This window comes from Pseudomonas sp. PA-7-1E (assembly GCF_021605325.1).
Taxonomy (GTDB): domain Bacteria; phylum Pseudomonadota; class Gammaproteobacteria; order Pseudomonadales; family Pseudomonadaceae; genus Aquipseudomonas; species Aquipseudomonas fluorescens_BV.
This window is the reverse complement of sequence record NZ_WKFA01000017.1, coordinates 1-22179: the sequence shown is the minus strand read 5'-3', so window position 1 is coordinate 22179 and position 22179 is coordinate 1. Positions and strand designations below refer to the sequence as shown.

19 protein-coding genes and 1 pseudogene are annotated in these 22179 nt (G+C 61.0%); 14 read left to right on the top strand and 6 right to left on the bottom strand.

The window, feature by feature from the left end:
- Positions 1-17 precede the first annotated feature (17 nt).
- Both GIW79_RS13615 and GIW79_RS13610 read right to left on the bottom strand, forming a co-directional pair.
- The gene (locus GIW79_RS13615; RefSeq protein ID WP_054895758.1) at positions 18-326 is read right to left on the bottom strand and encodes an RcnB family protein; all 309 of its coding nucleotides are present in this window, start codon (positions 324-326) and stop codon (positions 18-20) included.
- 219 nt (positions 327-545) lie between these two features.
- Positions 546-1037, bottom strand: a complete 492-nt coding sequence (locus tag GIW79_RS13610; protein ID WP_233453222.1) for an REP-associated tyrosine transposase — start codon at positions 1035-1037, stop codon at positions 546-548.
- Between the two features lie 269 nt (positions 1038-1306).
- Here GIW79_RS13610 and GIW79_RS13605 point away from each other — a divergent pair, with 269 nt between their 5' ends.
- The 3 genes from GIW79_RS13605 to GIW79_RS13595 all read left to right on the top strand — a co-directional run bounded on the left by GIW79_RS13605 (position 1307) and on the right by GIW79_RS13595 (position 5261).
- Positions 1307-1864, top strand: coding sequence for a helix-turn-helix domain-containing protein (locus tag GIW79_RS13605; protein WP_054922052.1), 558 nt, complete (start codon positions 1307-1309; stop codon positions 1862-1864).
- Between the two features lie 11 nt (positions 1865-1875).
- The gene (locus GIW79_RS13600) at positions 1876-3222 is read left to right on the top strand and encodes a glutamine synthetase family protein (protein ID WP_236453179.1); all 1347 of its coding nucleotides are present in this window, start codon (positions 1876-1878) and stop codon (positions 3220-3222) included.
- Between the two features lie 179 nt (positions 3223-3401).
- A complete protein-coding gene (locus GIW79_RS13595; protein ID WP_236453176.1) occupies positions 3402-5261 on the top strand; it encodes a DUF3857 domain-containing transglutaminase family protein in 1860 nt (619 codons plus the stop codon).
- A 134-nt stretch (positions 5262-5395) separates the two neighbouring features.
- On the opposite strand, the gene GIW79_RS13590 is transcribed toward GIW79_RS13595, so the two are convergent.
- The gene (locus GIW79_RS13590) at positions 5396-6289 is read right to left on the bottom strand and encodes a LysR family transcriptional regulator (protein ID WP_034127066.1); all 894 of its coding nucleotides are present in this window, start codon (positions 6287-6289) and stop codon (positions 5396-5398) included.
- 128 nt (positions 6290-6417) lie between these two features.
- Between GIW79_RS13590 and GIW79_RS13585 the strand changes: the two genes are divergently transcribed.
- The 6 genes from GIW79_RS13585 (at position 6418) to GIW79_RS13560 (ending at position 14325) form a co-directional block, all read left to right on the top strand.
- Positions 6418-8085, top strand: a complete 1668-nt coding sequence (locus GIW79_RS13585; RefSeq protein ID WP_236453172.1) for a GMC family oxidoreductase — start codon at positions 6418-6420, stop codon at positions 8083-8085.
- Between the two features lie 94 nt (positions 8086-8179).
- Positions 8180-9802, top strand: coding sequence for an MFS transporter (locus GIW79_RS13580; RefSeq protein WP_072448755.1), 1623 nt, complete (start codon positions 8180-8182; stop codon positions 9800-9802).
- A gap of 221 nt (positions 9803-10023) precedes the next feature.
- Entirely contained in the window at positions 10024-11973 is a 1950-nt protein-coding gene (locus tag GIW79_RS13575) for a DNA topoisomerase III (RefSeq protein WP_236453169.1), read from the top strand.
- Positions 11974-12102: 129 nt separating this feature from the next.
- Complete coding sequence (locus GIW79_RS13570; protein WP_034127063.1) at positions 12103-12543, top strand: CBS domain-containing protein; 441 nt, start codon at positions 12103-12105, stop codon at positions 12541-12543.
- 9 nt (positions 12544-12552) lie between these two features.
- On the top strand, positions 12553-13398 hold the full coding sequence (locus GIW79_RS13565) for an NAD-dependent protein deacetylase (RefSeq protein WP_236453165.1): 846 nt from the start codon (positions 12553-12555) through the stop codon (positions 13396-13398).
- A 597-nt stretch (positions 13399-13995) separates the two neighbouring features.
- Positions 13996-14325 carry a hypothetical protein gene (locus GIW79_RS13560; RefSeq protein ID WP_003190335.1) on the top strand — a complete coding sequence of 110 codons (330 nt, stop codon included), beginning with the start codon at positions 13996-13998 and terminating at the stop codon, positions 14323-14325.
- Positions 14326-14383: 58 nt separating this feature from the next.
- Here GIW79_RS13560 and GIW79_RS13555 read toward each other — a convergent pair whose 3' ends face one another.
- On the bottom strand, positions 14384-15286 hold the full coding sequence (locus tag GIW79_RS13555) for a LysR family transcriptional regulator (protein WP_034127061.1): 903 nt from the start codon (positions 15284-15286) through the stop codon (positions 14384-14386).
- A 133-nt stretch (positions 15287-15419) separates the two neighbouring features.
- Between GIW79_RS13555 and GIW79_RS13550 the strand changes: the two genes are divergently transcribed.
- Genes GIW79_RS13550 through GIW79_RS13540 form a run of 3 tightly spaced genes read left to right on the top strand, consistent with a single transcriptional unit; the run spans position 15420 to position 18002 of the window.
- On the top strand, positions 15420-16118 hold the full coding sequence (locus GIW79_RS13550) for a CoA transferase subunit A (RefSeq protein ID WP_003190329.1): 699 nt from the start codon (positions 15420-15422) through the stop codon (positions 16116-16118).
- Between the two features lie 31 nt (positions 16119-16149).
- Positions 16150-16809, top strand: a complete 660-nt coding sequence (locus tag GIW79_RS13545; RefSeq protein ID WP_005786928.1) for a CoA transferase subunit B — start codon at positions 16150-16152, stop codon at positions 16807-16809.
- A gap of 11 nt (positions 16810-16820) precedes the next feature.
- Complete coding sequence (locus GIW79_RS13540; protein WP_003190325.1) at positions 16821-18002, top strand: acetyl-CoA C-acetyltransferase; 1182 nt, start codon at positions 16821-16823, stop codon at positions 18000-18002.
- A 241-nt stretch (positions 18003-18243) separates the two neighbouring features.
- On the opposite strand, the gene GIW79_RS13535 is transcribed toward GIW79_RS13540, so the two are convergent.
- Positions 18244-18666 (bottom strand): PaaI family thioesterase, encoded by a 423-nt coding sequence (locus GIW79_RS13535; RefSeq protein WP_054895767.1) that lies wholly within the window; start codon positions 18664-18666, stop codon positions 18244-18246.
- A gap of 157 nt (positions 18667-18823) precedes the next feature.
- Here GIW79_RS13535 and GIW79_RS13530 point away from each other — a divergent pair, with 157 nt between their 5' ends.
- Entirely contained in the window at positions 18824-19618 is a 795-nt protein-coding gene (locus GIW79_RS13530; protein WP_236453163.1) for a DUF4349 domain-containing protein, read from the top strand.
- On the opposite strand, the gene GIW79_RS13525 is transcribed toward GIW79_RS13530, so the two are convergent.
- Positions 19619-20704 carry a DUF1615 domain-containing protein gene (locus GIW79_RS13525; RefSeq protein ID WP_236453161.1) on the bottom strand — a complete coding sequence of 362 codons (1086 nt, stop codon included), beginning with the start codon at positions 20702-20704 and terminating at the stop codon, positions 19619-19621. It lies immediately after the preceding gene.
- 237 nt (positions 20705-20941) lie between these two features.
- Here GIW79_RS13525 and GIW79_RS13520 point away from each other — a divergent pair.
- Positions 20942-22179 (top strand): annotated as a pseudogene (locus tag GIW79_RS13520) (type IV secretion protein Rhs); the annotation flags it as partial.

Sequence of the window (22179 nt, the reverse complement as noted above, 5' to 3'; positions counted from 1 at the left end):
CAGATGCCCCGGCGGGATTATTTCTTGACTGGCGTAATCTCGAGGATGGTGCCGTTGGTGGTCTTGAGCAGGACGTACTTGTCGCCTACGCGCGCCCACTGGCTTTCTTCTTCGGGCTGCTTCAGGCCGCGCTTTTTCCAATCGCTGATGGCCGACTCCTTGCGCATCAGGATATCCGGAGCGCGGTCGCCTTCTTTCAAATCACGAGCGTTGATGTTTGAAGGTTGCACGGTTTCCTGAGGGGTATCGCCGGCCTGCACTACAGCGCTGACGGAGGAAAAGCTGGCAGCGACCAGCAGGCAAGCGGCTAAGGTTTTCGACTTCATGGGTGCTCCTTCAATTAATGGTGCGTACCCAGATTCCGACCGCGGCGGCGCGTAATCATTCAGCCGTATTTCCCTGTGGCCAGAGATTGCTCCCGCCGGGATGCGCAGCGGCCCCAACCCATTCACCGCATGTTTTCAGTGGGTACGCGGTCGGGCTTTTTGGGGCCGCTTCGCGGCCCAGCGGGAGCAAGCTCCCTCGCCACAGGGGGGGGTACAACGTTATAGCCAGGCGGCGTCCCAGAGCGAGTAGTCGCCAACATGCTCGACCAGTCCGGCTCGCAGTGGGTTGGCGATGATGTAGCGAGCAGCCTTGATAAGGTCTTCATCGGCCCGCACCGCACGATCATGATAGCCGTACTGCCAAAAAGCACCGTGCGTGCGACGGGCTCGGTTGATGGTCAGTGTGCTGCGCGACTTCACCCGTTTCATCACTTCAGGCAGCGTCGCGCCTCGCAATTCAAATAACCAGTGAAGGTGGTCCGGCATAATGACCCAAGCCAGCGAGTTGACCAGTCCAAGGTCATGGGCTCGTTTGAGCTCGGCAACCAATAGCCGCCCCAGGTAAAGATCGGCAAATACCGGGCGACGTTGATAAACCACGGCAGTCACCAAATAAGCTCGACCAGGTTCTGAATAACGGCCACGTCGCAACAAATGAGAGTTGGGCTTGTGAAGCAATCCTTTGCTCCCCTGAATGGTTGAATGGTCCATTCAACCTAGCAGGCACCTGAGATGTCCCTGCCCAATACAGTTTCCCCATATTTCCCAATCCTCTGTGGCGAGGGAGCTTGCTCCCGCTGGGCTGCGCAGCAGCCCCAAAAAGCCACACCGCGCATCCACTGAACGCATGCGGTGAATGGGTTGGGGCCGCTTCGCTGCCCAGCGGGAGCAAGCTCCCTCGCCACAAGGGTTTGTGCATAGGGTTTGCGAGCGTGAAAATAATCGTGTAATTTTTCATGAAATTATTCGAATTAAATTTCATGACCCCTCAAGAAGAACTCGCCACCCTCGCGGCGCTGATCCACGACCTGCGCAAGCACAAGAAGCTCACCCTGGCCCAACTTGCGCAAAAAATCGAACGGTCGGTGGGGTTTCTGTCCCAGGTCGAACGTGGCCTGTCGCGCCCGACCGTGGCCGATTTAACCGCCATCAGCCACGCCCTCGATGTGCCCACCACCTATTTCTACAGCCTGCCCAAACCCAAGGCGGTGGATTGGGTCACACGCCCCAACGAGCGGCGCACGGTGTATTACGCCAATGGCATCACCGACATCCTGGTGTCTCCGAGCATGAACGGTGCGTTCTCGATGCTCGATAGTCTGTTGGCCCCCGGTGCCAACAGCGGTGAGCAAAGCATGAGCGACCGCGCCGAGCAGGCCGGTTTTGTGCTGGAGGGCGAGCTGACGCTGTGGGTTGAGGGTGAGCCCGATGCGGTCACCCTCTACGAAGGCGACAGTTTCCACCTCGCCAGTTTCGCCCACTGCCGCTACGCCAACCTGACCGACCTGCCCGCCCGCGTCTTGTGGGTTTACAACTAGGAGCTGCACCCGTGAAAAGCCATTCCTCCACGTTGCTGGCCGAAGTACGCAGCTTTCGCCAGAACCACCCCGACGTGCGCTATGTCGACCTGGTCGCCCTAGACATTCCCGGGCATTTCTACGGCAAGCGCTACCCCGTGGAGATGCTTGAAAAAGTCGCCGCTGGCAGCCCGCTGAAGCTGCCGCAGAATGCGGTATTGCTGGGGGTCCAGGGGGGGTTGTTCAAGATTGGCGACTACTGCTTCAACGATGGCGACCCGGATGCCAATCGCCGATTGGTGCCCGGCACGCTCAAACCGGTGAACTGGGAGTCGCAGCCATTGGGGCAAATGCTCATCACCTCGGACGGCACCGAAGCGCCCATCGAGTTCGAACCCCGCGAAGTCCTGGCCAAGGTCCTGGAACGCTTGCAGCATCAGGGCATTCATCCCGTGGTGGCGTTTGAGCTGGAGTTCTACCTGTTCGATAAACAGCTGGAAAACGGCCTGCCGCAATTCGCCCGCGACCCGCTCAGTGGGGATGCCGACGACCAGCCCAACCTGCATATCGAACGGCTGTCGCGTTTCAGCGACGTGCTCGACGACATGGCGCAAACCGCCAAGGACCAAGGCATCGACATCACGGTGATCACCGCCGAGATCGGCCCCGGCCAGTTCGAGATCAACTTCGGCCACTGCGATGACGGCCTGCGCGCCGCCGACTGGGCCGCCCTGTTCTGCCGCAGCACCCGTGGCGTTGCGCTCAAGCATGGTTACCGCGCCAGCTTCATGGCCAAACCCTATCTGCAATTTCCCGGCAGCGGCATGCACGTGCATGTCAGCCTTTACGACGCAGCGGGCAATAACTTGCTAGCGGCCCATCAGCAGCAGCCATTGCGCCACGCCGTAGCCGGTTGCCTGGAATTGCTGCCCCACTGCATGCCGATCTTCTCGCCCAACCACAACGCCTTCCGTCGCCTGGGCGGCACGGTCAACGCTGCGACGCGGGCGAGCTGGGGCTTTGAAGACCGCGATGCCTGTGTGCGTATCCCCGAGTCCGACCCGCGCAACCTGCGGATCGAGCACCGCCTGGCCAGCGCCGATGCCAACCCTTACCTGGTGCTGGCGGCAATCCTGGTGGGCCTGGAGCACGGGCTTGATGCCAAGCGCGAACCCATCGCGCCATTGAACGAAGACCGCAACAGCGGCACCGATTTCCCGGTGGAAATGCTCGACGCCGTGCGTGCCATGCAGCAGCAACCAATACTGCGCGACAAGCTGGGCGCGGAATTTGTCGACGTGTATTGCGAGAACAAACGCCAGGACCACCTGGCTTTCCAGCAGGAGATCCAGGCGCGGGAATATCGCTGGTTCCTCTAAGCGCGTGACGCGCTCGCGGTATAAAAACCTTGACCCAAATCAAAGAAAGGCTCTAGCACGGGCCTTTCAGCCCGATAAATTGTCGAACAATCCTGGCCTTTGCCGTTGAGATCCATTATCATCCGGCGCCTTCTCGCTACCCGCCGGGTAGCTGTTTCAATGTGTCACCCGAGGCGCCCATGTACCGTTTTCCGTTTCACCGCCCTTTGATTGCCATCAGTCTGGGGCTGGTTTCCCATTCCGTCAGCGCAGCCCTGCAACCCATAGCCGAAGCCCCGCTGGCCAGTGACACCGAGCTGCACTGCCACTTCAACCGCGACGCCAGCACAGACTGCACCACCACTTACCGCTACACGATCCTCAAGGCCAACGGCCGCGAAATGCTTTCGCGCATCGACTTCGACTACTCCGAAGCCGACACCTTTGAAGTGGTCAGCGCTCAATCCACCCAGCCTGGCGCCAAGCCCGTCGCCCTGGCCGCCACGCAAATCGATACCCGCAGCGCACCCAACCCGGACCAAGGCTTCAGCCGCGACAAGCAAACCTCCCTGGCCTTCCCCAACCTGCGCGTGGGCACGCAGATCCGCTACACGGTACGCCAGCATTACCCGGCCAAACCGCTGATGACCCAGTTCCACTATGTGCTCAAATTCGGGCCCAGCTCAGCCCGCCGCGATCGCTTCAAGGCGCGCTTTACCGCCGAACGGCCGATCCAGTGGCGAAGTGAATTGTTCGACGGTTTCAAGGTAACGCCTTCGAGCAACGGCAAGACCCTGGATGTGGTGCAAAAAGCCCCGACCTACCTCAACTACATCAATGAATCCTCCGCTGCCACCCTGCTGCGCGTCCCACGCCTGGAAGTGGGGAGCGCCGTGGACCGCCAGGCGTACTTCGGTGATTTCGCCCAGCGTTACAACCAGATCCTCGGCGCCACCCTGCCGGCGCAAGCCGCCGCCGCCGTGGCCGCCGCACGCAGCCTGGCGCCAGTTGAGCAAGTCGCGGCAATGATGCAGCACATCAATGATCATTACCGCTACCTGGGTGACTGGCGGGCGACCGAGCGCGGCTATGTGCCGTTCAGCCTGGCGGAAATCGAGCAGCACGGCTATGGCGACTGCAAGGACCTGGCGACGCTGCTGACGGCCATGCTCAAGGCCAGTGGCATCAAGGCTGAGACCGCGTGGGTCAGCCGTGGCGACGTGGTCGATGCCCTGCTGATTCCTGGCACCCAGGCGCCGAACCACGCCATCGTGCGTGCCGAAGTGAATGGCCAGGTGTGGTGGCTTGACCCGACCAACCCGGTCTTTGCCCCAGGCCAGACCATGCCCGATATTCAAGACCGCTGGGTATTGGTCAACGATGCCCAGGGCCAGGTGCGTGAAGAACACATCCCACTGGAGCGCCCCGAAGTCTCGATACGCCTGGACAAACAGGTGCAGTACGGCAAAGAGGGAGATGGCGCGGTCAAGGCGACTATTACCTTCAGCCGCCTGCCGCTGATGCAACTGAGCGTCGCAGACCGCCAGCAAGGCACCACCGCCACCGACCAGAACATCTGCGCCAACTTCGGCAACGATATCAGCGACTGCCAGATCACCCGCGAACCCACCCGCTTTGTGGTACATGACGGCTACAGCGTCACCGCCCGCATGAACGATCAGCGCGCCCTGGAAAAACTGGCCAATGACTATGTCTACACCGACCCGTCCTTGAAAGACCGCTGGGAGGGCTACATCAACTATCGCCGCCAGGGGCAACAGGCCGACCTTTACCTGGGCAATCCTGAAACCTATGACTACACCTACACCCTGGCAGGCGGGAAGATGGAAAAAGCCATCCCCGGCTGCAAGGTACGCTCGCCCTGGTACGACCTCTACCTGGACGGAAAACTGGAGGACGGCTCGCTGCGCTATCACTATCGCCTGAGCCAGAAAAAGCGCTGGCTGACCCATGCCGAAGTCACCAGCGATGCGTTCGGAAAGATGATTGAAGAGGCCCGGGCCTGTGCCGAGCAGGTGCATCAGGTAGTAAAGCTCTAGACTGTCCCTGACACACCACGATCCAAATGTGGGAGCTGGCTTGCCTGCGATGACGGCCGGTCAGCTTGCCCATCGGTGACTGACACACCGCCATCGCAGGCAAGCCAGCCCCCACATTTTAATCCGTGTGTGTGTCAGCGGGATTCGCCGAGCAACAAGCCCTGCTCCCTTGCGCACAGCTCCACCACATAATCCCACAACACCCGCAACCGCACCGACTTGTGCAGCTCCCGGCGCGAACTGATCCAATAGCTGCGCTGGATACCCTCCGCCGGCAGCAACGGCACCAACTCTCCATCCCCAGCCGCCATGAAACATGGCAACACCGCAATGCCCAACCCCGAACGCGCCGCCTGGTGCTGGGCGATCACGCTGGTGCTGTGGAACACCACCCGGGGGCTACGGCAGAAGCTGTTGAGGAACTTCAATTCCTGGCTGAACAGCAGGTCATCGACATAATCGATCCAGGCATGGGCAGAGAGGTCTTCACGTTTTTCGATGGGCGGGTTACGCGCCAGGTAGGCACGACTGGCGTACAGCGCCAGACGATAATCGGTGAGTTTGCGCGTCACCAGTTGATCGGCGCTGGGGCGTTCCAAGTGAATGCTGATCTCCGCTTCGCGATTGAGGATGCTGACGAAACGCGGCACCGCGACCAGCTCCACCTCCAAACCTGGATAGCGTTCAAACAACCCGCCCATGCGTGCGGCCAGAAACATCACGCCCAGCCCTTCGGCTACACCAAGGCGAATCTTGCCCAGGGGCGCCGCAGAGTGGGTGAGCTCGTCTTCGGCCAGCAGTGCCACGTTTTCCATAGCTTCGGCATGTTTGAGCAATGCTTCGCCAGCAGGCGTCAGCTCATAGCCCTGGGCGTGCTGTACGAACAGCGCCGTGCCGAGGCTTTTCTCGATGGCGTCGATATGCCGCGCCACAGTGGCATGCGTGGTTTTCAGGCGTTGAGCGGCGGTGAGCAGGCGGCCACTGCGCTGCAACTCGAGAAAAAACCGCAGGTCATTCCAGTCGAACATATCGCCTCCAGAGCCTGGGCCCGCCGGCGCTGTTTAAAAACGCACAGCGGGTGGGTAAAAACTAACATTTTTAAGACGAAAACTAACAACTAGGATGGGCCCAATAAGAAAAACAAGCGAGACCCCAGATGCCCAATGCAACTGCTGAATACGATTACATCGTCGTCGGCGCCGGCCCTGCCGGATGCCTGCTGGCCAATCGTCTGTCCGTCAACCCGGCTCACCGTGTCCTGCTGCTGGAAGCCGGTGGCCGCGACAACTACCCCTGGATCCATATCCCCGTCGGCTATCTGTTCTGCATCGGCAACCCACGCACCGACTGGTGCTTCAAGACCCAACCTCAAGCCGGCCTGCAGGGGCGCGCCTTGAGTTACCCACGGGGCAAAGTGCTGGGCGGCTGCTCGTCCATCAACGGCATGATCTACATGCGTGGCCAGGCCCAGGACTACGATGGCTGGGCGGCGGCGGGCAACGCGGGCTGGGCTTGGAAAGACGTACTGCCGCTGTTCAAACAGAGCGAAAACCATTTTGCCGGCGGCTCTGAATTCCACAACGAGGGCGGTGAGTGGCGCGTCGAGCAACAGCGCCTGTCGTGGCCGATCCTCGATGCGTTTCGTGAAGCGGCTGCCCAAAGCGGCATCGCCAATATCAATGACTTCAACCAGGGCGACAACGAGGGCTGCGGTTACTTCCAGGTCAACCAGAAAGCCGGTGTGCGCTGGAATGCGGCCAAGGCGTTCCTCAAGCCGATCCGCCAGCGCCCCAACCTCACCGTGCTGACTGAGGTAGAGGTTGAGCGTGTGCTACTGGAAAACGGTCGTGCCTCGCAGGTACTGGGACGCCAACACGGCCAGGCACTGAGCTGGAAGGCGCGCAAAGAGATCGTACTGTGCGCCGGCTCGGTGGGTTCGCCGGGCATTCTGCAACGCTCAGGGATCGGCCCTTCCCATGTGCTCAAGCCGCTGGGTATCAACGTGGTGCACGAGCTGCCAGGCGTTGGCGGCAACCTGCAAGATCACCTGCAACTGCGCCTGATCTACAAGCTGGAAAATGCCCGCACCCTGAACCAGATCGCCGGCACATTGTGGGGCAAGATGGGCATGGGCCTGCGCTACCTGTACGACCGCAGCGGCCCGCTGTCGATGGCGCCCAGCCAGCTTGGCGCGTTTGCCCGCTCCGGCCCGGAGCAGACCTCGGCCAACCTGCAATACCATGTGCAGCCACTGTCCCTGGAACGCTTTGGCGAACCGTTGCACGGCTTCCCGGCGTTTACCGCATCGGTCTGCGACCTGCGCCCCCAAAGTCGCGGCCGGGTGGATATCCGTTCGACCAACCCGGCGGATGCGCCGCTGATACAGCCTAATTACCTCAGCCACCCCGAAGACTTGCGCGTGGCCGCCGACGCTATTCGCCTGACCCGGCGCATCGTCGCCGCTCCGGCCCTGAGCCAGTTCAAACCGGTGGAATACCTGCCCGGCGAAGCCCTGCGAACTGAAGAACAACTGCACGAGGCCGCTGCACGGATCGGCACCACGATTTTCCATCCGGTGGGCACCTGCCGCATGGGCGATGACAAAGATGCCGTGGTCGACAGCCAGCTGCGCGTACACGGCATTCCCGGCCTGCGCATTGCCGATGCGTCGATCATGCCGCGCATCACCTCCGGCAATACCTGCTCACCCACGCTGATGATCGCGGAGAAGGCCGCGCAGCTGATCCTGTCCCCAAACACTGTAGGAGCGAGCTTGCTCGCGAAAAACCCAACGGCACCGCGCACTACAAGGCACCCCGCGTAATCATTAACGATATTGAAGACGTTGAAAAAATAGCGGCGCCGAGGTCAGCGCCGACAGTGGAACAACAATAAATAATCACTGTGAGGGACACCCGATGTCAGAACATGCTCAACCCCTGGGCTCGGCGGCCAGTGCAAGTACCGCCAACGAATCAAGAAAGGTCATCTTCGCCTCCTCCTTGGGGACGGTGTTCGAGTGGTATGACTTTTTTCTCTACGGCGCCCTGGCGGCGGTGATCAGCAAGCAGTTCTTTGCCGGGGTCAACGACACCACGGCGTTTATCTTTGCCTTGATGGCCTTTGCCGCAGGCTTTGTAGTGCGGCCATTCGGTGCGCTGGTGTTCGGCCGCCTGGGCGATATGATCGGGCGCAAGTACACCTTCCTCGTGACCATCATCCTGATGGGCGTGGCAACCTTCTGCGTCGGGTTGCTGCCGACCTACGCCAGCATCGGCATTGCTGCGCCGATCATCCTCATTGTGCTGCGCATGCTGCAGGGTCTGGCGCTGGGCGGTGAGTACGGTGGCGCCGCCACCTACGTGGCCGAGCATGCGCCACCGGGCAAGCGCGGCCTGCACACCAGCTGGATTCAATCCACCGCCACCCTCGGCCTGCTGCTGTCGCTGCTGGTGGTGCTGGCCTGCCGTTACTTCACCGGCGATCAGTTCGAAGTGTGGGGCTGGCGCATTCCGTTCCTGTTTTCCATCGTGCTGCTGGGCATCTCGACCTGGATCCGCATGAGCCTGCACGAATCGCCCGCCTTCTTGAAGATGAAAGAGGAAGGCAAGGCCTGCAAGGCGCCGATTCGCGAGTCCTTCGGCAAATGGGAAAACCTCAAGGTGGTGCTGATCGCGCTGTTCAGTATCAACGGCGGGCAGGCGGTGACCTTCTACGCGGCGCAGTTTTATGTGCTGTTCTTCCTCACCCAATTCCTGCGCATGGACCCGGCCCTGGCCAATATGCTGTTGATCATCAGCGTGGTAATTGGCGCGCCGTTCTTTATCCTGTTTGGTTGGCTGTCGGACAAGGTCGGGCGCAAGCCAGTGCTGATGCTCGGCCTGCTGCTGGCGACCGCCCTGTACTTCCCGATCTTCAAGGGCCTGGCGCACTACACCAACCCGGCAATGGACCAGGCCAGCCGACAGGCGCCGATCACCGTACTGGCCGACCCGGCCACCTGCACCTTCCAGTTCGACCCGGTGGGCAAGGCCCGTTTTGACAGCCCGTGCGACAAGGTCAAGACCTTCCTGGTCAAACAGGGTCTGCCCTACAGCAGCGCCGCCGCCCCTGTGGGCAGCCCGGTGCAAGTGAGCGTCGGCGATGTGCGTATCGACGGCTTTGATGAAGCGGCCCTGCGGGGCGCTGTGGCTCTGGCCGGTTACCCGTCATCGGCAGATGTGGCCCAAGTCAACAAGCTGATGGTGGTGGTGCTGATCGTGGTGCTGATCTTCATCGCTGCTATGTGCTACGGGCCCTTGGCAGCGCTGATGGTGGAGCTGTTTCCGACGCGCATCCGCTACACCTCGATGTCCCTGCCCTACCACATCGGTAACGGTTGGTTTGGCGGGTTCCTGCCGACGGTGTCGTTTGCCTTGGTGGTGTATACCGGCGATATCTTCTATGGGTTGTGGTACCCGGTGGTGGTGACGGGCGTGAGCCTGATCGTCGGATTGTTCTGCCTCAAGGAAACCCGGCATGTGGATATCGAAAACAACTGATACCTCTGCCCTGTAGGAGCGAGCTTGCTCGCGAAGAACCTGAGAGCAACGCGGGGCACCAGGCGCCCCGTGTCATCGTTAACGACCTTCGCGAGCAAGCTCGCTCCTACAGCGGCGTATGGCACCCACACAAATTGCTGTACATCCATACAGATAATGGTTGCTCAAACCCCTTCAAATAAGCATCCTGCAAGGCATCAACCCGATCTGATGTGATGACCATGCGGCTGTACCTCTGTGAAAAACCCTCCCAGGCCAAGGATATCGCGGCCGTGCTCGGTGCCAGCCGCCGCGGCGATGGGTGCTGGCTGGGTAATGGAGTCACGGTCACCTGGTGTATCGGCCACCTGCTGGAAACCGCCCCGCCCGACGCCTACGACGCCAAATACAAACGCTGGGTGCTGGCAGACCTGCCGATCGTCCCGGATAAATGGAAGATGCTGGTCAAGCCCAAGACAGCCAGCCAATACAAGGCCGTCAAGCGCTTGCTGGGGGAAGCCCAGGAACTGGTGATCGCCACCGACGCCGACCGTGAAGGCGAGATGATCGCCCGTGAACTGGTGGAACACTGCCGCTACCGCGGGCCGATCCAGCGGTTGTGGCTGTCGGCACTTGACGACGCCTCCATTCGCAAGGCCTTGGCGGCGCTCAAACCCGGTGCAGAAACCTTCAGCCTGTATCACTCGGCCCTGGGGCGCTCGCGCGCCGACTGGCTGATAGGTATGAACATGAGCCGCCTGTTTACCCTGCTGGGGCGCCAATCCGGTTACCAGGGCGTACTCCCGGTAGGCCGGGTGCAAACCCCGACCCTGCGCCTGGTGGTGGACCGTGATCGCAGCATTGCCGACTTCGTGCCGGTGGCCTACTGGGCCATTGATGTCGACCTGCGCCACGAGCACATGACCTTCACCGCCCAATGGCGCGCCCCTGAGGATGCCTGTGACGACCAGGGCCGTTGCCTCAACCCGCAACTGGCGCGGGACACCGCCGACGCCATGCTCAACGCCGCCACGGCGCGGCTGGTGAAGCTGCGTACCGAGCGCATGCGCGAAGTGGCGCCCCTGCCCTTCGACCTCGGCACCTTGCAGGAGATCTGTTCGAAGAAGCTCGGCCTGGGTGCCCAGGAAACCCTGGATATCGCCCAATCCCTGTACGAAACCCACAAGGCCATCACCTACCCGCGCAGCGATTGCGGCTACCTGCCATTGAGCCAGCACAGTGAAGCGCCGAAGATCCTTGCGGCGCTGGGCCGTGCGGACACGGCGGTCAACGAGCTGATGTCGCACATCGACCCTCGGCGCCGTTCGCGGGCCTGGAACGACGCGAAAGTCAGCGCCCACCACGGCATCATCCCCACCGGAGCCGGCAAGGAGCTCAGCCAACTGACCGGCAAGCACCGTGCGGTCTATACGCTGATTCGTGCGCGCTACCTGGCGCAGTTCCTGCCCAACCATGAATACGACCGCACCCAGGCCGATTTCGACTGTGCCGGCCAGGCGCTGCGCGCGGTGGGCAAAGTCATTATTGAACCGGGCTGGAAACGCGCCTTGCCCGAAGCGCTGGCACCCGCCAAAGGTCGCGAAGCGCCTGCGCCCCAAGCTTTGCCGACGCTGGTGCAGGGCCACGACTATGCCGTGGCCAAGGTCAACCTCAAAGACCTGTGGACCCAGCCGCCCAAGCCCTTTACCGAAGGCGACCTGATCAAGGCCATGAAAAACGTCGCCAAGCTGGTGGAGGACCCGTTGCTCAAGCAAAAACTCAAGGACACCACTGGCATCGGCACCGAGGCCACCCGCGCCGGGATCATCCAGGGCTTGCTGGATCGCGGTTATCTGGTGAAAAACGGCAAGGCCCTGTCGGCAACCCCGGCCGCGTTCAGCCTGATCGACGCGGTGCCCCGCGCCATCGCCGACCCCGGCACCACCGCCATCTGGGAACAGGCACTGGACATGGTACAAAGCGGCGAAATGAGCCTGGAGGAATTCGTCGCCAAGCAAGCGGCTTGGATGAGCAAGCAGGTGGCACGCTGTAACGGCATGCGCATGACTATCACTGGCCCCGCCAGCCCGGCTGGCCGAGGTGCGACGCCGTGGAAAAAGAAGCGCAAGGCCGCCCCACGTAAAGCTGGCACCAACCCCAAGCACGGAAAAAAGCCGGCAAATGCGGGATAAATACCAAAAAAGACTGGCACATGACGTTTTTCGACAGGTTTAACGCCGCATTGGCCCTTGCTCCGGCGGGTTCGGTCTAGGATTCTGTAGGGGATCTGGACTACCAACAACAACACCGGAGTGGCCGCCATGAAGACCGTCGCACAACTGCTGAAAGCCAAGGACCAGAAAAACCAGGATGTCCACACGATCAAATGGGACCACACCGTATTTGAAGCGCTGGTGCGGATGTCGGAGAAAAACGTCGGTGCCTTGCCAGTGGTCAGGGATGACGTGGTGGTCGGCATCATCAGTGAACGGGATTACGCACGTAAAATCATGCTCAAGGGCCTCTCGTCAGTTACCACCAAGGTCCATGAGGTGATGAGCTCGCCGGTGATCACTGTGGATACTCACAAGAGTGTCGAGGAATGCATGAACATCATGACCGACAGTCACCTGCGCCACCTGCCGGTGGTCGAAGACGGCAAACTGCTGGGCCTGCTGTCTATCGGTGACCTGGTCAAGGAAGCAATTGCCGAACAAGCGGCCTTGATCCAGCAACTGGAACAGTACATCCGCGGCGAATAGGGGGAACCCATGCTCGACACGCTGGACCATCAGGAAGACCACCTCGATACTCTGCACCGAGCCATGTCCGGCCGGCGTTTCCTGGTGCTGACCGGCGCAGGGATAAGTACATCTTCGGGTATCCCGGATTACCGGGACGGGGAAGGTGTACGCCGGGGCAAGCCACCGATGATGTACCAGGAGTTCCTCGCCACTCCCGAGGCGCGGCGCCGCTACTGGGCGCGGGCGATGCTGGGGTGGCCACGGGTGCGCATTGCCCAGCCGAACAAGGCCCACCTGGCGCTCGCGACGCTGCAGCACCGTGGCCATATCAGCGGGCTAATCACGCAGAACGTCGACACCCTGCATGACCAGGCCGGCAGCCAGGATGTGATCGAGCTGCATGGCAGCTTGCATCGGGTGCTGTGCCTGGATTGCCAACTGCGCAGCGAGCGCGACGTGATCCAGCGGCAGATGGAGGTCGATAACCCGCACATGGCACAGGTTCATGCGGTGCAAGCGCCGGATGGCGACACCTTGCTTGATCCGGCGTTTGAACAGCACTTCCAGGTACCCCGCTGCCCGCACTGCAATGGCGAACGGCTGAAACCGGATGTGGTGTTCTTTGGCGAAAACGTCGCGCCGGCGACGGCGCTCAAGGCAATGACGGCGGTAGAGCATGCCGAAGGGCTGTTGGTGGTGGGGTCGTCGCTGATGGCCTATTCGGCGTTTCGCCTGTGCAAGGCGATGGTTGAACAGGGTAAGCCGGTGATTGCCATCAACCTGGGCAAAACTCGGGGGGATGAGCTGCTGCAGGTGAAGATCCAGGCCTCGTGCGAGCGGCTATTACCCTTACTGTCCGAGAGATTGAGATAGCGACGCATCAACATCTGGGAGCTGGCTTGCCTGCGATAGCAGTGTGTCAGGCGAACATGTACTCACTGACACATCGCCATCGCAGGCAAGCCAGCTCCCACAGGGGATCTGCGTAAACTCGCCACCAAAACCCTGCGACCCACCGCACAAAAAATGACGCCCAAGTCACGTTTTCGCGCATTCCCCCGTCCCCACGGCAATTTATGTAGTGAGCAAAAATAATCACTACATAACCGTTGACGTAACCTTTTTGTCCTTGCATGATCTAGACGTCTCTCGGATCGGGAGCGTTGGTAACAAGCGTTTCGAACAGGCTCGTCTGACCGCCGAGCTGTTTTTCCGGATGTGCACTGCCCACAAGGCAGATCGATGAAGCTGACCGGCCCCGGAAGGGGCAGGTACAAGGCGCTCAAACGCGGCTTGTCTTCGCAATCAGAGCATTGCGTAGCAGTTCATCAGCAAGACTACATGCATCAGCTTCAAGACCCTGCCCATATTCGGCAGCCCGTCGCTGACGCCCGGTTTTAGTGACCGGAGACAACTTACTGGTATTAACGAATCAACTGATAGATCGCCAACTGGTCAAGGGGCTTACACATGAATCTGAACAACCAACCAACTATCGATGAATTGGCTGAGATGTTCGCAGCGCAGAAAGACACACTCGACGACCATATCCTGTGGATTGGCAAATCGGGCGAAGTGCAAATTGACTGCCTGGCGCCCCATACCGAAGAAGCCGAGTTTGACCGTAACAACCGTGAGCTGGCGGCGCGCCTGAAGATGTACCGCCGTGGCCAGGGTTATGTCGGCAAGAAGGCCGCCGCTGATCGCAACTTTATCGAGCAAGTGTTCGACACACTTAACAATGCCTGGGCGTCTTTCAAAGACAGCTCGCAAGTTAAAGTGATCGACCGTTACTACTAAGTAGTGCTCAATCAATGTGGGAGTTGGCTTGCCAGCTCCCACATTTGTATTTACTGATTTAAAAAGTTGGAAACCTGCCCTTCCCCGCCTCATCCCGAAAGATATCAAACAACACCTGCGCCGCCGCCGACAGTTCATGCCCCGGCTTGGTCAGCACCCCAATCGGCCGCTCGATCACCGGGCCAGTCAAGGTAATGCAATGGGCTCCCGCCTCCTCCATCTGCCTGGCGCATAACGCTGGCACTGCACTAACCCCCAAACCGCTGGCAACCATCTTGCCCACCGTCGCCAGTTGATGGCTTTCCAAGGCAACGGGCAATTTCATCTGCAAGGCGCCGAGGTGTTCTTCCAGCATCACCCGCACAGTGGAAGGCCGCTGCAGGGTGATGAACGGCTGCTCCAACAAGGCTTTCCAGTCGATTTCAGCACGCTGTGCCAAGGGTGAATCCCCCGGGACCACGGCGACAAAGCGATCCAGGTACAACGGCGTGAACGCCAATGACGAACCATCGGACGGCTCGAACGCCACCCCGAGCTCCACCTGACGGTCGCGCACCATCTCCAGCACCTGCTCATTGATCAGGTCATGCACCGTCACGTTCACCTGAGGGTAACGGGCGCGGAATATCTTCAGGATCGGCGGCAACAGGTTGCCGGCGAACGACGGCATAGCGGCCACCGTGACGCGCCCGCGTTGCAAGGTAAAACGCTGGCGCAGCTCGTCTTCGGCGTTGTCCCAATCGGCAATCAGCCGGCGGGCCAGGGGCAGCAGGGACTCGCCTTCAGGGGTCAGCGCGACGTTACGCGTATTACGGCTGAACAGGCGCCCGCCCAAGCCTTCTTCCAGGCCCTTGATGGTCAAGCTCAACGCCGATTGAGAGAGGTGCAAACGCTCACAGGCCGCGGCAAAACTCAGGCTTTGCGCGACGGCGAGAAAGGCACGCATCTGTTTAACGGTCATGACGCAGCTCCGGACGACGATTGGACTATGCTGTTTTCTAAATCAATCAACCTTAAAAAACAACTTAACAAATCAATCCGCTGGCGCAACACTCGACTTACTGGCTGGACCACAAACAATAAAAGAGGTGCATATGGCAGGTTTCGATAAACGCGTGGCGTCCTATGAAGAAGCGCTGGCAGGCCTGGAAGACGGCATGACCGTGCTCTCCGGTGGTTTTGGCCTGTGTGGCATTCCGGAAAACCTCATTGCCGAAATCAAGCGCAAAGGCACCCGCGACCTGACGGTGGTTTCCAACAACTGCGGCGTCGATGGCTTCGGCCTGGGCGTGCTGCTGGAACAGAAGCAGATCAGCAAAGTGATCGCTTCCTACGTGGGTGAAAACGCCCTCTTCGAGAAACAACTGCTCAGCGGCGAGATTGAGGTGGTGCTTACCCCTCAAGGCACCCTGGCAGAAAAAATGCGCGCAGGCGGTGCCGGCATCCCGGCCTTCTTTACCGCCACCGGTGTCGGCACCCCCGTTGCCGAAGGCAAGGAGACCCGCGAATTCAAGGGTCGCCCGTATCTGATGGAAGAGTCCATCACCGGCGACTTTGCCATCGTCAAAGGCTGGAAAGCCGACCACTTCGGTAACGTTATCTACCGTCACACCGCCCAGAACTTCAACCCGCTGGCCGCCACCGCCGGCAAGATCACCGTGGTCGAAGTCGAGGAAATCGTCGAACCGGGCGAGCTGGACCCGGCGCAGATCCACACCCCTGGCATCTACGTCGACCGGATCATCTGCGGCACCTTCGAAAAGCGCATTGAACAGCGCACCGTCCGCAAATAATCCCCGTCCAGAACAACAAGAGGAAACAATCATGGCGCTTACCCGCGAACAAATGGCTCAACGCGTTGCCCGCGAGATGCAGGACGGTTACTACGTGAACCTCGGTATTGGCATTCCGACCCTGGTGGCCAACTACATCCCCGACGGCATGGAAGTGATGCTGCAATCGGAAAACGGCCTGCTTGGCATGGGCCCGTTCCCGACCGAAGAAACCATCGACGCCGACATGATCAACGCCGGCAAGCAGACCGTCACCGCACGCATCGGCGCCTCGATCTTCTCTTCCGCCGAGTCGTTCGCGATGATTCGCGGTGGGCATGTCGACCTCACCGTACTGGGCGCATTCGAAGTGGACGTACAGGGCAACATCGCTTCGTGGATGATTCCCGGCAAGCTGGTCAAGGGCATGGGCGGTGCCATGGACCTGGTGGCCGGCGCAGAAAACATCATTGTGATCATGACTCACGCATCCAAAGACGGTGAGTCCAAGTTGCTCAGCCAATGCAGCCTGCCGCTGACCGGTGCCAACTGCATCAAGCGTGTGCTCACGGATCTGGCGTACCTGGAAATCGAAAATGGCGCTTTTGTCCTCAAGGAACGCGCACCTGGCGTCAGCGTTGAAGAGATTGTGAGCAAGACCGCCGGTAAACTGATCGTCCCGGACCACGTTCCAGAAATGCACTTCCAGTGAGGACAGATTCCATGCAAGACGTCGTGATTGTTGCTGCCACCCGCACCGCCGTGGGCAGCTTCCAAGGTTCGCTGGCGAACATTCCGGCCCCGGAACTGGGCGCCGCCGTGATCCGTCGCCTGCTGGAGCAGACCGGCCTGGACCCGGCGCAAGTGGATGAGGTGATCCTCGGCCAGGTGCTCACCGCAGGCAGCGGCCAGAACCCGGCGCGCCAGGCTTCGATCCTTGCCGGCCTGCCCCATGCCGTGCCGAGCCTGACTCTGAACAAGGTCTGCGGTTCGGGCCTCAAGGCCCTGCACCTGGGCGCCCAGGCCATTCGTTGCGGCGACGCCGAGGTGATCATTGCCGGTGGCATGGAGAACATGAGCCTGGCCCCGTACGTACTGCCTGCCGCACGCACCGGGTTGCGCATGGGCCACGCGAAGATGATCGACAGCATGATTACCGACGGCCTGTGGGATGCGTTCAACGATTACCACATGGGCATCACCGCCGAGAACCTGGTGGACAAGTACGGCATCAGCCGCGAAGCTCAGGACGCCTTTGCCGCCGCCTCCCAGCAAAAAGCTGCCGCCGCTATCGAAGCCGGACGCTTTGCCGATGAGATCACGCCAATCCTGATTCCCCAGCGCAAAGGCGACCCGGTGGCCTTCGCGGTGGACGAACAACCCCGCGCCGGCACCACCGCCGAATCCCTTGCCAAGCTCAAGCCTGCGTTCAAGAAAGACGGCAGCGTCACCGCCGGCAACGCCTCCAGCCTGAACGACGGCGCTGCGGCCGTGCTGCTGATGAGCGCCGACAAAGCCAAGGCACTCGGCCTGCCCGTACTGGCGCGTATCGCCAGCTACGCCAACGCGGGCGTCGACCCGGCCATCATGGGCATCGGCCCGGTCTCGGCCACCCGCCGCTGCCTGGACAAGGCCGGCTGGCAGCTTGCGGACCTGGACCTGATCGAGGCCAACGAAGCCTTCGCCGCGCAATCACTGGCGGTGGGCAAAGAGCTGGAGTGGGACGCCCAGAAGGTCAACGTCAACGGCGGCGCCATCGCCATCGGCCACCCGATCGGTGCTTCAGGCTGCCGCGTACTGGTGACCCTGCTGCACGAAATGATCAAGCGCGATGCCAAGAAAGGTTTGGCAACGCTGTGCATCGGCGGCGGCCAAGGTGTCGCCCTGGCGCTCGAACGCAACTGAATCGGATCGCTATTGTGGCGAGGGAGCTTGCTCCAGTTGGGCTGCGTAGCAGCCCCACGCCAATAGAGCAACATAGAAAAGGCCTGGCTCCACGAAAAGCCAGGCCTTTTCTTTTATCGATCCCCCTGAATGAACTCGATCAAAATGTGGGAGCTGGCTTGCCTGCGATAGCGGTCTATCAGTCAGACCATTGCTAACTGACACACCGCTATCGCAGGCAAGCCAGCTCCCACATTTGATCTCACTGCCTGTCAGCTTGCGGCACCGCGAACACCGCGCTCGCCCGCAGCACCACCCGCTCCACCACCTGCAAACTCAACGTGGCGAACGCCATCTGCCGTCCGCGCTTGTGGCTTTCCAGACGCACCACCATCCACTCCCCTACCTGCACGGCGCCCAGGTAATCCACGGTCATGCTGGCGGTAATCAACGGCAACGGCGGCTCACTGGAAAACGCCATGGCGTACCCCATGCCGATATCGGCCAGCGTCGCCAGCACCCCGCCATGTACCGTACCGCGCCCATTGGCGTGACGATGATCGGCGCGCAAGCCGACTTCCAATTGCAAACCTTCGCCACGGCAATACGCCGGGCCGAGCAGTTCCAGCAACGGACTGCTGCGCGGCAACGGGACAAAGCCTTGGGGGACAGTCTGAGCGTTCATGGCGGATGCTTCCCTGGGGTGAGGCCTGAGGTGTACGCCAGCCCCGACCCGACAGCCACCACCATCAGCCGGGCAAATCCCGGGCAATGCTTTGCGTTAATGGGCCAGACCCGCTTTAATCTCGGCCAATTTCTCCTGCACATTTCAAGGAAACGCCATGCGCCACCTGGACGGCAACTCCCACCCGCTTCGCGCGCCGCTGTTGATCTTGCTTGCCGGCCTGGCCTTGGCCGGTTGTTCCCCCACGGACCACTCTCGCGCCACCGTCATCAATGGCGAACAGGGCAAGGCCGGGGCGCAACTGGCCTATGAGCATGAATTGACCCTGGCCCTGCCCGGCGCCCTGCTTGCGCCGCGTATGCAGGCCACTCGTGAGGCGTGTGAAACGGCGCGCTTTGGTGCCTGCAATATCCTTGGCATCACCGAAGACGGCCAAGGCGGCCAGATCATCCTGCGGATCGCGCCCACGGGTGTGGAGCCGATGGTCGCCCTGGCGGCCGAAGGCGGTAAGCTCGGCCAGCGCATCACCACTGCCGAAGACCTGGCCGATGCCGTGGCGGATGTGCGCCGCCGCCAGGACCGCCTGCAAGCTCAGCAGCAACGCCTCGATGAACTGGCCAAGCGCAAGGACATCACCGTCAGCGACCTGATCGTCCTGAGCAAAGAGCAAGCCGGCATTGAAAACGAGCTGCAGGAACTGGCTCAGGTTGCCGCCGGCCAGCAACGCCGCCTCGACACCAACCGCGTGACCTTGAACTTCCGCTCCTCCGACGGCGCCAACCAGGTGTCAAGGTTCACCCGGATGTTCAGCAACCTGGGAGACAACCTGGTGAACGGCACCGCAGACGCCCTGGAACGTGCCAGCTATGTGCTGCCCTTCGTGATCCTGGCGTTCCCGGTGGTGTGGTTGTGGGTGGGCTTGTGGCGCCGGTTCGTCAAGCGTCGCGGTTGATCAGCGCTTCATGCAGCGCTGGTAACGCTCATCCACGCGCTTGGCAAACCAGGCCGTGGTCAGGTTGCGGGTGATCTTCGGGCTCTTGAGCACAATACCCGGCAGGATCGCCCGAGGCAGCGGCTTGCCGGCCGCCTGGTCGGCCAGGCTGAAAACGCGCTTGTACAAGGTGGTGTCCTCGAAATCCAACTGCTCGCCCTGCTCCAGTTGGCTGCGGATGCTCGGGTTGCGCATATCCAACTTCGCTCCCAGTGAACGCACCGCCAGCTCGGTGGTGCCGGGCAGCAATGAGCCATAGCGGATCAAATCCCCATCCAACGCCAGCTCTTTGCCTGAAACACGGCTGACCGCGGCCTGGAACGCGGCATTGCGGCTGGCGTACCAACCGGCGTTGAAATCGGCAAAGCGGTACAGCGGCTGATCGTAGCTCACCGGGTAACCGAGCAAGTGGGCGATGCCGAAGTACATGCCGCCGCGACGGGTGAACACTTCGCGGCGAATCGTACCGTCCACCGTGTAGGGATAACCCCGCGCCTGTTTCTGCGCAAAGTCGATACTGACCTGCATGGGGCCAGCAGTGTGTACCGGGTTGAACCCGCCAAACAGCGTATTGCCCAGGGGCACCATGCTGATGAAGTCGTCAAAAATCGCGCTCAGGTCCTTTTCCGTACGGGCGGCATTCAAACGGTCGGCGTAGGTTTTGCCGGTGGGCGAGCGCAGTTGCAAGGCGCTGCGCACCACGAATGCCGGCACGTGCACCTTGCCGGCACGGCGCAAGATTTCATCCTGGGCGATCTTGCCCATGCCCGGCACTGGCGGGTCGACCTGATAGGTGGACTCCTGCTCGGTCACCGCCAGCACCGCACAGATGTTTTCGGTGCTGGGGTAGATTTTCTGGGTGTCGAACGCAGTGTAGATGTCCTGGGCCCAACCGTTACGGTCCGCAACCTTGGCCGGCAGCAGGCGCACGATCTGCGCCTTCACCTCGGCTTCACTGCGCTCGGGCTGCTGGGGGCCACGGGAAGTTGAGCACCCGGCCAGTACCAGTAAAGGAATAAGGCAGAGCAGCAGACGCGTTGAATACATGAGGCTTCCTTGGTTAACGACGGGCCGGGCAGTGCTGATATCGACAGGTAAGTCTAACCGGGGTTCGTCGGCATGCCGAACCCAGTGCCTGGCAGTAACTGAAACATCCCACACAACTGCCGGATAAGCTCTACTCCTCACCCCGGCAAACCTCTGCAAAGTCCCTCGCCTGATCAAACAGTGCGAGGGAGTGCAGATGGTTTTTTTCGTGACGCGTGCGGTTGACGGGGCCGCCACTTGAACCCGGCCATTGGCAGGCTGGCGCTGACGCCAATGAACGTGGAAACGGTCGACGTCGAGGGCGTCTTCCGTGACTTTCGCGATTGCTTGAACACCTTTGACGAGTGGGCCAAAAGCTTTTGGAGCTTCTCCGCGCTGGACGTCGAACAGGTGTTCAAGGTCGGGGATGACGTCGCGCTGGTTGCCCCGGTCAATCGCTCCCTGTTTCCCAGCAGCACCGTCGCCACCTGCCAGGCCACGGGTACCTTGACCCTGGTGCATATGTTCCAGAGCACGAGGTTCGTACCCATCGGCAACACCCCGGTGATCGTGCAACGCGTTGATCCAAACGGCGGCCCGCTGGGCGAGCCCCTCCATAAGACCATCGGCCCCAGTGGCATCCTCGAAGTCACCGAGTGCGATCGCAACCAGCAATACCGGGTGAGTTTCTACCCCAACGTTTCCCAGGATCACCTCAAGGCGCTGTATACGTCCTACCACTCAGTGATCACAGCGTTGGAAGCCCGGCTGCGCAAAGAGTGGACCGACACCTTCCAGGCCCAGTGGAAAAATTACACAGACGCCCGCCCGCTTGAGCGGCGCCGCCTGCTGGAGGCGGCCTTTGTCAGTGGATTGGGCAAGGCGCTTTACAGCCTGTGGGACAACATTGGCGAGCTGTCTGCGCTGCTGGCGGACCTCAAGCCCAACAGCGAAAAGCTACTGCACTACCTTTCGCAAACTGAGCTCGACGAACTGCTGACCCTGGGCAGTGATGCGATAGCCCAGGGCTTGTTGGTGCTCAGTGACGAGCCGCTGCTGTTTATCTACCTGTCGGCGCTGGTCAGCTGGATGCGCATGCTCCCGCCGCCAGAGATGGCGGAACTGTGGGGTGAAATTACCGGTGAGGTGCTGATCAATCTACTGCTGATTCGCGTCTTGGGTGGGATGGGCGTGGTGGCGCGATTGGGGGCTCGTGTGCTCAGTCACGTTAAATCCGGGCGGGCGCGGGCGTTGTTGGAATTGCTGGCCAAGCAGGTGACGGGGCCTCGGCTGGAAACCCATGTGGAGGCCGCCAAGCCGGTGTTGCTGAGCAGTGCGGCGACGCCGGTCAAGGCGGTGCCAGTGGTGCCGTTGAAGGCAGGCGACACGCTGGTTTCGAACCCGGTGCCGATGGTGCGCGGCAAGACCCAGCGCACCACGTTGGTTCGTCAGGAGCCTGTCGATGATGTGCCGGCTGTGGCGTCGAACCCGAAGGG

Bases quoted from the DNA above. Each gene is read 5' to 3' on its own strand.
- GIW79_RS13605 (WP_054922052.1), top strand. From the start codon at position 1,307: ATGACCCCTCAAGAAGAACTCGCCACCCTCGCGGCGCTGATCCACGAC.
- GIW79_RS13590 (WP_034127066.1), bottom strand. From the start codon at position 6,289: ATGTTCGACTGGAATGACCTGCGGTTTTTTCTCGAGTTGCAGCGCAGT.
- GIW79_RS13610 (WP_233453222.1), bottom strand. From the start codon at position 1,037: ATGGACCATTCAACCATTCAGGGGAGCAAAGGATTGCTTCACAAGCCC.
- GIW79_RS13540 (WP_003190325.1), top strand. From the start codon at position 16,821: ATGCAAGACGTCGTGATTGTTGCTGCCACCCGCACCGCCGTGGGCAGC.
- GIW79_RS13570 (WP_034127063.1), top strand. From the start codon at position 12,103: ATGAAGACCGTCGCACAACTGCTGAAAGCCAAGGACCAGAAAAACCAG.
- GIW79_RS13555 (WP_034127061.1), bottom strand. From the start codon at position 15,286: ATGACCGTTAAACAGATGCGTGCCTTTCTCGCCGTCGCGCAAAGCCTG.
- GIW79_RS13545 (WP_005786928.1), top strand. From the start codon at position 16,150: ATGGCGCTTACCCGCGAACAAATGGCTCAACGCGTTGCCCGCGAGATG.
- GIW79_RS13535 (WP_054895767.1), bottom strand. From the start codon at position 18,666: ATGAACGCTCAGACTGTCCCCCAAGGCTTTGTCCCGTTGCCGCGCAGC.
- GIW79_RS13550 (WP_003190329.1), top strand. From the start codon at position 15,420: ATGGCAGGTTTCGATAAACGCGTGGCGTCCTATGAAGAAGCGCTGGCA.
- GIW79_RS13615 (WP_054895758.1), bottom strand. From the start codon at position 326: ATGAAGTCGAAAACCTTAGCCGCTTGCCTGCTGGTCGCTGCCAGCTTT.
- GIW79_RS13580 (WP_072448755.1), top strand. From the start codon at position 8,180: ATGTCAGAACATGCTCAACCCCTGGGCTCGGCGGCCAGTGCAAGTACC.
- GIW79_RS13525 (WP_236453161.1), bottom strand. From the start codon at position 20,704: ATGTATTCAACGCGTCTGCTGCTCTGCCTTATTCCTTTACTGGTACTG.
- GIW79_RS13565 (WP_236453165.1), top strand. From the start codon at position 12,553: ATGCTCGACACGCTGGACCATCAGGAAGACCACCTCGATACTCTGCAC.
- GIW79_RS13585 (WP_236453172.1), top strand. From the start codon at position 6,418: ATGCCCAATGCAACTGCTGAATACGATTACATCGTCGTCGGCGCCGGC.
- GIW79_RS13530 (WP_236453163.1), top strand. From the start codon at position 18,824: ATGCGCCACCTGGACGGCAACTCCCACCCGCTTCGCGCGCCGCTGTTG.
- GIW79_RS13575 (WP_236453169.1), top strand. From the start codon at position 10,024: ATGCGGCTGTACCTCTGTGAAAAACCCTCCCAGGCCAAGGATATCGCG.
- GIW79_RS13560 (WP_003190335.1), top strand. From the start codon at position 13,996: ATGAATCTGAACAACCAACCAACTATCGATGAATTGGCTGAGATGTTC.
- GIW79_RS13595 (WP_236453176.1), top strand. From the start codon at position 3,402: ATGTACCGTTTTCCGTTTCACCGCCCTTTGATTGCCATCAGTCTGGGG.